Below are 8,190 nucleotides of genomic sequence, written 5' to 3'. Positions count from 1 at the left end.
CTCCACCGCCTGCTCGGAGAAGGTCTTTGAGCCCCAACACAGCTGATCGGCAACAACGGAGGCTCCCAACGACTCGATGACTTCGAGATAGCCGGGATCATCGAGCGCCCCGCCGATGATCAGCAGACGGGGGCCGCCGCTTGCCGGCACACCGTTTCCCGCCTCGATCTGTCCGAGGCGCCGCTCCAGCAAGGCGTTGAACTGATCCTTCGGCATGCTCGCGGCGGCCACCGACATGGCCAGCACCTCGCTGCCCGTGAGGCGCGGCGGATGGTCCGCACGCAGCCGCGATGCCCGGCTCAGCAGCAGCCGCGTCCGGTTGTACAGTTTCAACGCGTCCGCAAGCTTCTCGTCTGAAATGGTGACCCCGAAGGCCGACTCCAGCCGCTGCTTCAGGACACGCAACTGCGCCACCAGGCGCGTACGCGAGCTCTCGCTGTTGACGTGGGGAACATCGATGTAATGGCAGAACGGTGCCAGCTGCTTGTCGATGCAAATGTCCGAGAGTCTGCGCAGATGGTCGCAGCTATTGGTCAGCAGCAAGCCGTCGAGAAAAGCCAGTTCACCGCTGGCGATGCGGTTCAGCGTGTGGCGGACAAAGCCGCAGTTGACCGGACCGAAGTACTGGTCGGCGGTGGAGGTATCCTCGCTACCGGTTCCACGCATCCGCAGCGGCAGGATGCCCGCTGCCCACAGCACCTCCTCCGGGGCATTGGCGCAGAAGAAGCCGGCGACGCGGCCGCCACCAGCTTTCCACTCCCTGACCGAGTCGTTTTCGATCGGACCAGCCCAGCGTCGGAAATCGATGCGCTCTTCCATAAATCGCCCTTACTGCGCCATGACGGTCGAAAAGAACTCTTCGATGCCGGCGCGGATGGACTCCGCCGGCCGGGTGCGCGAGTCCATCCAATCGAGATCGAATACGTATATCGGGATACCCTTCTCGCGGCAGACTTCCCGCAGCATGCTCACCCATGCCCACACATGCTTGCATCCCACTGAGGCCGGAAAGATGACGCAATCGGCACCGAAGTCGGCGTAGTCCCGCAGAAAGCGCTCGGTCAACTTGGTGGTGCTGACGCGCAAACGGCCCATGGTGGCCTCCAGTCCGCGGCGGGCCAGGCCCAGCAACATGGTATCGGCGCTGCTCGTATCGATCGGCTCCTGCTTGAAGAAACTGGAGAGCATGTCCATGATCACGGCGGCGTTGAACTTCTGCTCCAGCCAGGTCATCAGCTCCATGTCGAAGGTAACGGGAACGTAGTACCACAAGACGCGGTGCTGCTCGTTGGCGACCGCACCCCGCCCGTGTTTGACGGCCTCGGCGGCGTCGTCGCGCAGGAACTCGATGTAGCGCGTCAGCGCCGGTGAACCGAGCGAATTGAGCAGGGTCATGTAACTGCTGAACGTCAGCGAAGCGGGATGGGGGCACGGCCGGGCGCGCTTGAGCTCGAAGAGCTCCAGCAGTGCCTCCGTCGTGCGGTTGGATTCTTCACAGATTTCCCGCAAGCGATCGAAATCAAGCCGCTTGCCCGTTTGCGCCTCGAGGAAGCCAATGAGTTTGCGAATCTCACCAGCGTAGTAGGCGTGGGCTTCCGGCGAGTCGTCGACCGGCGCATCGAGGCGGTAAACGGGGCAGTCGACCAATTGCTCGAATATCTGATAGCCGATGCGGGAGCTGTCGCAGGGGGCGCTGGCCGTCACGATGAAGTCGGCATTCGGCATTTCCTTGTTGAGCAACGCCCCAAGCAGGAACTTGTCGAGGACGCAGAGCTCCGGCGGTGCGCCATGCTCTTCCGCCGCATCGACATACTTCCAGCACACCTCCGGGGTACCGAGCGCCATGATGGATGGATGGACCTCGGCCAGAAACGGGTGGATGTCCATGGCGAGGAAGATCTCCGGCGTGAGGCAGAACTCGTACCAGCACAGCTTCTTGCCCCGTTCGTCCATGACGCGGAAGGTTTCCTCGTAATGAGCGATGACCAGGTCCATGGTGCCGGCAAGCAAGCGCCCGTGCGGAACCAGGTCAGCCTGTAGCAGCTGCAACATGGGTTTGAACTGCTGCTCAACCTTGTCGCGCATGTGGTTCATGTGCAGGGCATTCATCTGCGGCCTCCCTTTCGTCGGCGCGCCGTGCGGTGGTGCGGCGCCCTTATACATTCCTGACACGGTGGCGGCCAGCAGTTTTTAGGCGTTTCTGAGCATGTCACCGCCCGGCCACAGACGGCACTGATCCTTTGCCGTTGACGAACCCCTTACTGTTGAGTAAACGGTAGCGATCGTCGTCGCCGGACGTCAACGCGCCGGCAGACACGACTAGCAGCGTGGATCACATGCGGGTCAGCAGATCCTCGGCAGCTCGCTTCCGGACAGCAGATCCACAGGGCGTTCGCCTCCAATTGCGGTCCTGAGGAGGACCGACGCCTGCCCACCCTTCGGTGGCTCGGTCCGGCCGATCCTGGCTGCGTCTCTGCCGAGTGGGTGACTGTGCAGCGTCTTCAGCAGGCGCTCGGTATCGTCCGGCGCCACCCACATCAGCACGCGCCCCTCGCACGCAAGGTAGAGGGGATCCAGCCCGAGCAGTTCGCAGGTGGTGAGGGTTTCGGATCTCACTGGTAGTGATACTTCTTCGAGGACACAACGCACGCCGGCCCGTGCCGCCACCTCGTGGCAGGTGGTTGCCACGCCGCCGCGGGTCGGATCGTGCATGGCGTGGATCTCTGCGCCGCACGTCATCACCGTCTCCACCAGATCGTTCAGCGGCGCGCAGTCCGACACCAGGAAGGACCCGGACAGTCCGTGACGGCAAGCCATGATCGTGGCACCGTGATCCCCGAAAGGCCCGCTGACGACGATATCGTCACCGGTTTGCACCCGATGGTCGCCGAGGTCACGCCCAACGGGCACGACGCCGAGGCCCGAGGTGATGGCGAACGCCCGGTCGCCTTTGCCACGCGGCACGACTTTGGTGTCGCCGGCCACCAGCGTCACTCCCGCTTCACGGCATGCCCGCGCCGCGCCCTCGACGACCGTGTGCAACAGGTCGCCATCCAACCCTTCTTCGAGCACGAGCGCCCAGGTCAGCCACAGCGGTCGCGCACCGGCGACCGCAAGATCGTTGACGGTGCCGCATACGGACAGATAGCCGAGGTCTCCGCCCGGAAAAATCGGCGGATCGACAACGAAGGCATCGGTGGTCAACGCCGGCCGCCCCTGTGGCAGCTCGGACAGCACCGCCGAGTCGGAAAGTGTCCGCAGGTACGGGTTGTCGAAGGCAGGCAGGAACACCTGCCGGACCAGTTCGTGCGTCAGGCGCCCCCCCGAGCCGTGCGCCAGCAGGAGGGTGTCGCTGCGCTTCATGCCGCCGCTCCGGCTCCGAAGCGCTCGTGCCGGTACCACGCTGCGCAGGTCCCTTCGCTGGAGACCATGCACGCCCCGAGCGGCGCGTCCGGCGTGCAGCCTCGGTCGAAGAGCGGACACTGCGGTGGTTCGATCACACCCTTGAGCACCTCACCGCAGCGGCATCCGCCCGGCTCACGCGGTTCCGGTACGGCAACCTCGATGGTGGACGCATCCCGATGCGCCCAAGTGGCGCGCACACCGAGGCCCGAACCGGGAATCTCCCCGAGGCCGCGCCAGCGCGTATCCACCGGCTCGAAAAAGCGCGCGATCAACTCCTGCGCGTGCCGGTTGCCCTCGGGACGGACGACACGCGTGTACAGGTTGGCGACGCGTGGCGCCCGCTCTAGCACTTGCTGCACCAATTCCGACACACCGAGGAGGATGTCCGCCGGTGTGAAGCCGACCACGGCGCCCGGCACCCTGAACTCCTCCGCCAGGAACGTATAGGCGTTGGAGCCGATGATCACCGAGACGTGGCCGGGAAGCAGAAAGCCGTCGATCTGCACGTCACCGTCGGTGACCAGCGCACGCAGCGGCGGCTCAATGAGCTTGCCGCCAGGCAGAATCTGGAAGGTGGCAATCCCCTCGGATTCGGCTTCCGCCAGCGCCGCGGCCACCGTCGGCAGCGTGGTTTCAAAGCCGACCGCCAGGAAAACGATTCGCTTTGACGGATGCTCGCGGGCGATGGCGAGCGCATCGCGAGGGGAGTAGACAATACGCACGTCACAGCCGCGGGCACGGGCCTGCTCCAGGCTGCCGCAACTCGAGGGCACGCGGACCAAGTCGCCGAAGGTGCAGACGATGACGTCCGGCAGCGCCGCCAAGGCCTCGGCCCGATCGAGGTAATCCACCGGCGTGACGCACACGGGACAGCCGGGACCGGAGATGAGGCGAACCTTTTGGGGAAGCAGGCGACGCAGGCCGGCGGCGGCGATCGCGTGCGTGTGCGTGCCGCACACCTCCATGAAGGTAACCGGCCGATCGAGTCGACTCGCCTGCTCCCGGGCGCGAGAGACAAGGGCTTCGACGGTGGCGCGGTCGGAGAACGCATCGCTCGGTTTCATTCCGGTATGTCCTCCCGCACGATCTCGTCCAGGAGCTCGAGTGTCTTGCGTGCTTCTTCCACATCCACGGTGGTGATGGCGTAGCCCGCATGCACGAGCACATACTCGCCCACCTGAGCCTCCGGGCACAGCATGAGCGACACCTGCCGCTGTACGCCGCGCAACTCGGCGGTGCCGTCCCATTCACTGCGCTCGATGAGCTGCATCGGTATGGCCAGACACATCACAAATCTCCTTCCTGTCGCGGGACCACCTGCCGAACCAGGCTGATCGTCGCCAGAACGGCCTGCCCGTAGGCCAGCCCGCCATCGCCGGGTGGCAGCGCTGATGGAAACAGCGGCCGGACACCTAGCCGTTCGAACTCCTGCTCCAAGCCGCACCGCAGCAGCCGGTTGATCAGACAGCCACCGCCGATGGCCACGATGCGGATAGTATCAGGCATCACCCGCGCCGTCAGGTCGGCAGCAAGCCGACAAAAGGTGGCGTGGAAACCGGCCGCCACGCGGGATCGGGGCTCACCATCGAGCCCCCGCCGGGCCGCGGCGACAAGAAGCCTTGCCGTAGGAAGCTCGGCCGCGTCGGGTGACAGCACAATTTCCGGCCATGGCGACACCGCTTCATCGCAACGGCTGGCGAGCGACTCGAACCGTGCCGCGGCCTCGCCCTCCCAGCCATTGTGCACGGCCAGGCCGAACAAGGCCCCGGCCGCCTCGAACACCCGGCCCGCACCGGTCGCGAGCGGCCACTGGCCGCGGCTGGCGAGTTCGGTGACCTGGTGGAGCTGCGTCATCGGCACGGCCTCAGCCAACGGCAGAGAGCGCAGCAAATCGGCGTGGCCGGCGGCGACGAGTGCGGCCACTGCCACCCGCCACGGCTCGCGCACCGCCCGCTCGCCACCCACCAGCGGCAGCGGCGTGGCATGCGCCAGCCGCGTCCACCGCAACCGTCCGTCGAGCAGCAGCCACTCACATCCCCAGGCCGTGCCGTCGGTTCCCCAGCCGGTACCATCGAGGATGAGCGCGGCGCACTGCGAATCGGCCGTCGGAAAAGCTCCGTGCTCCCCGAGCACCGCCGCGGCGTGGGCGAGGTGATGCTGGAAGCGCAGCACGCGCCCGCCACGCTCGTTCGCGAGTCGTTCGGCAATCCATGTGCTGGGATAATCCGGGTGCAGGTCCGCAGCCAACACGCGCGCCGTCACATCCATGAAGCGTTCGAGATCTCCCGTCACCTCGACCAGGAAGTCGCGCGCCGGTTCGGTGTCGAGGTCGCCGACATGCGGCGAGGGAAACGCGCTGCGGCCCACCACGAGACACGCGGTGTTTTGCAGATGGCCGCCGAGGGCCAGCACCGGTTCGGGCGCCGCCTCGGGAAGATCGACCGGACCGGGCACCCAGCCCCGTGACCGCCGCACCACCATGTGGCCCCGCGGAGTCGCGCGCACCACGGAATCATCAATCCGGTGCACGATATCGCGGTCGTGCAGAAGGAAAAGATCGGCGATCCGGCCGAGGTGCGACCGCGCCTCGCGATTGCCGCGGCAGATGGGCTCGTCGGTGACGTTGCCCGAGGTCATCACCAGCGCCGGATAGTCTACGTCGCGAAACAGTTCAACGTGCAATGGCGTGGTCGGCAGCATCACGCCAAGGTCGTCGATGCCGGGAGCAATGTCCTTCGCCACGCGTGCCGCCTGCTGCCGCGGTGCTAGGAGGATGGGCGCGTACGGCGACCGCAGCAGCCGCTCGTCATCAGGCTGGAGACACACCAGCGCGCGCGCCATCGCCAGGTTCGGCACCATGACCGCAAAGGGTTTTGTCGGACGCTGTTTCGCCGCGCGCAGCCGGTTCACCACCGCTGCATCGTCAGCGCGGCAAGCCAGTTGAAAGCCCCCCAAGCCTTTGACCGCCAGGATGCGACCAGCCGCCAGCGCCAGGCGCGCAGCGGCGACGGCGGCGCGGCCCTCGCCGAGCGCGTCGCCTTGTGCATGCGCGAGCCAGAGCCGTGGCCCGCAGGCCGGACAGCAGATCGGCTCGGCGTGGAAACGCCTGTTGCCGGGATCGGCGTACTCCAATTGGCATGCCGGGCACAGCGGAAAGCACGCCATCGACGTGCGCTCACGATCGTACGGCAGGTTCCCTGTGAGCGAGTAGCGCGGCCCGCAGTTCGTGCACGTCGTGAACGGATACCGATGGCGGCGGTCCGATGGATCCTCCATCTCGCCGCGGCAATCGTCGCACAGCACCGTGTCAGGCGGGATGAGCGCGTGGCGGCGCGCACCCTTTGTCGAAGCGTGAACCGTGAACTCCTGCTCACCGAGCGGCGGCGTCGCGCTGATCAACAGCGCATCGAGCCGCGCCAGCGGGGGCAGAACAGCAGGGAGGCGGCGCTGGAACGATTCCACCGCTTGGCGCGGTCCCTCCACTTCGATCGTCGCCCCGTCCATATCGTTGCGTACCCACCCGCTCAGACCGAGGGACACGGCACAGCGGTGTACCGCTGGCCGAAAACCGACCGCCTGGACGACGCCGCGGCACACCAAGCGGTGGCGGATCACCTCACCGTGCTGATCTTTGCTGGCAGTGCGCAGCGACACCCTCAACCACCACGCATAGGATGAACTCCGCCGGGTCGCTGATCAAGTAGTCGAGCACAGCACAGCAGCTCCGTGCCTCGGCCCATGTACACGGCCTACGGATCACGGCCCGCTGGCCTTCTCTCCGCGGCCCACGGGATGTTAGGATCTGCCCTGCGGTATTCGAGTTCTCGATACGTAAGGATTCGTCGTGCACGAATTTGCCTTGGCGCAAGCGGTAGTCGATGCGGCCCTTCAAGCCGCAGATAAAGCGGGCATCTCCCGCGTCACCAAGATCGCTGTACACATCGGCGAGCTCCAGCAAATGGAAAGGGAGAGTTTCGCGTTCGCTCTCAAGGAAGTGATGCCGGCCACAGAGGCGCGCTTGGCCGACACCGTCATCACCATCGAGAGCGAGCCGGCCCGCTTGCAGTGCCGGCCCTGCCAGCACGCCTTCTCCCTGGATGAGACGCAGGCGCCGCGGCACGACGACGAATTGGAAGCCATCCATTTTATCCCCGAGCTGGCTCACGCCTTCCTGCGCTGTCCGCGGTGTCAGAGCTCCGACTTCGAGATCATCGCGGGGCGCGGAGTCACCCTTCAATCCGTGGAAGGGGATACGTAAGCGATGGACCCACGGCTCGCCGGCATCGACCGGAGACTCGGCGAGGTACGGCGCATTCTCGCCGTCACCGGCGGCAAGGGCGGGATCGGCAAGAGCTCGATCGCCTCGGTCCTGGCTTTGGTGCTCGCCGAGCGCGGGATGCATACCGGCCTGCTCGACCTGGATGTCACGGCACCCAGCGACCACGTCATCCTCGGAGTCGACGGAGCTTTCCCCACGGAGGAGTTCGGACTCCAACCGCCGGTAGCGCACGGCATCCAGTTCATGTCGGTCAGCCACTTCATCGGCGAGAACCCAACGCCACTTCGGGGAGTGGATGTCACCAACGTCATCATCGAACTGCTCGCCGTCACCTGCTGGCGGGCGCTGGACGTCTTGGTCATCGACATGCCGCCCGGCTTGGGAGACGCGAGTTTGGACCTGGCGCGCTTGCTGCGCCGCGCCGAGTATCTCGTGGTAGCGGGAAAATCCCGCGTCGTGCTGGAGACGGTTCGCCGGACCCTGCGCTTCCTCACCGAGATTCGAGC

At 65.9% G+C, this 8,190-nt stretch carries 8 protein-coding genes; 2 read left to right on the top strand and 6 right to left on the bottom strand.

Features of this window, described 5'->3' with window-relative positions:
* From VF515_01885 to hypF, 6 genes are all read right to left on the bottom strand, one after another.
* Positions 1-819 (bottom strand): 2-hydroxyacyl-CoA dehydratase family protein (locus tag VF515_01885; GenBank protein HEX7406377.1); only part of this gene is annotated, 819 nt, incomplete at its 3' end.
* Between the two features lie 9 nt (positions 820-828).
* A complete protein-coding gene (locus VF515_01880; protein HEX7406376.1) occupies positions 829-2,109 on the bottom strand; it encodes a 2-hydroxyacyl-CoA dehydratase family protein in 1,281 nt (426 codons plus the stop codon).
* A 234-nt stretch (positions 2,110-2,343) separates the two neighbouring features.
* Positions 2,344-3,363 (bottom strand): hydrogenase expression/formation protein HypE, encoded by a 1,020-nt coding sequence (gene hypE, locus VF515_01875; GenBank protein HEX7406375.1) that lies wholly within the window; start codon positions 3,361-3,363, stop codon positions 2,344-2,346.
* Complete coding sequence (gene hypD / locus VF515_01870; protein HEX7406374.1) at positions 3,360-4,469, bottom strand: hydrogenase formation protein HypD; 1,110 nt, start codon at positions 4,467-4,469, stop codon at positions 3,360-3,362. The genes hypE and hypD overlap by 4 nt, the downstream gene beginning before the upstream one ends.
* Positions 4,466-4,693, bottom strand: coding sequence for a HypC/HybG/HupF family hydrogenase formation chaperone (locus VF515_01865; GenBank protein HEX7406373.1), 228 nt, complete (start codon positions 4,691-4,693; stop codon positions 4,466-4,468). Before VF515_01865 ends, hypD begins: the two co-directional genes overlap by 4 nt.
* Entirely contained in the window at positions 4,693-7,059 is a 2,367-nt protein-coding gene (gene hypF, locus VF515_01860; GenBank protein HEX7406372.1) for a carbamoyltransferase HypF, read from the bottom strand. The genes VF515_01865 and hypF overlap by 1 nt, the downstream gene beginning before the upstream one ends.
* A 190-nt stretch (positions 7,060-7,249) precedes the next feature.
* Between hypF and hypA the strand changes: the two genes are divergently transcribed.
* Together hypA and VF515_01850 are read left to right on the top strand one after the other, a co-directional pair.
* Positions 7,250-7,663: a hydrogenase nickel incorporation protein HypA gene (hypA, locus tag VF515_01855; GenBank protein HEX7406371.1), complete on the top strand. Its 414-nt coding sequence runs from the start codon at positions 7,250-7,252 to the stop codon at positions 7,661-7,663.
* Between the two features lie 3 nt (positions 7,664-7,666).
* Positions 7,667-8,190, top strand: a 524-nt coding sequence (locus tag VF515_01850) for a P-loop NTPase (GenBank protein ID HEX7406370.1), incomplete at its 3' end; no start/stop codon positions are given.

The sequence above is a fragment of the Candidatus Binatia bacterium genome (genome assembly GCA_036382395.1).
Classification (GTDB): domain Bacteria; phylum Desulfobacterota; class Binatia; order HRBIN30; family HRBIN30; genus JAGDMS01.
The sequence above is the reverse complement of the archived record's forward strand: the minus strand, read 5'-3'. Positions and strand labels throughout refer to the sequence as shown.

Excerpts from the sequence above, each read along its gene's own strand:
- VF515_01880 (HEX7406376.1), bottom strand. The coding sequence starts at position 2,109 with ATGAATGCCCTGCACATGAACCACATGCGCGACAAGGTTGAGCAGCAG.
- hypE (HEX7406375.1), bottom strand. The coding sequence starts at position 3,363 with ATGAAGCGCAGCGACACCCTCCTGCTGGCGCACGGCTCGGGGGGGCGC.
- hypD (HEX7406374.1), bottom strand. The coding sequence starts at position 4,469 with ATGAAACCGAGCGATGCGTTCTCCGACCGCGCCACCGTCGAAGCCCTT.
- VF515_01865 (HEX7406373.1), bottom strand. The coding sequence starts at position 4,693 with ATGTGTCTGGCCATACCGATGCAGCTCATCGAGCGCAGTGAATGGGAC.